General features: G+C 62.1%; 1 protein-coding gene. It reads left to right on the top strand.

Going from position 1 to position 240, the window contains the following annotated elements; all coding sequences use genetic code 11:
• The coding region (locus A3709_RS23790) for a hypothetical protein (RefSeq protein ID WP_197484220.1) at positions 1-240 on the top strand (240 nt) is incomplete at both ends.

The following is a 240-nucleotide window of genomic DNA, read 5'->3' as shown; positions in this document are numbered from 1 at the left end:
CTCCATCAATGAGCTGCAGCGCGAAGGCAAGGCGGCGACGCGCTGGAATATGCTGCACCCGGAGGAGGCGCCGCGTGTGCCCTACGTTACTCAGCTGCTGGACGGCACGTCAGGTCCGGTCGTGGTGGCCACGGATTACATGAAATCCTATGCCGACCAGATTCGCGAGTTTATTCCCGGGCATTTCACGGCATTGGGGACCGACGGCTTTGGCCGTTCCGATACCCGCTCACGCTTGCG

The sequence above is a fragment of the Halioglobus sp. HI00S01 genome, assembly GCF_001635445.1.
GTDB lineage: Bacteria > Pseudomonadota > Gammaproteobacteria > Pseudomonadales > Halieaceae > Halioglobus > Halioglobus japonicus.
The sequence above is the reverse complement of the archived record's forward strand: the minus strand, read 5'-3'. Positions and strand labels throughout refer to the sequence as shown.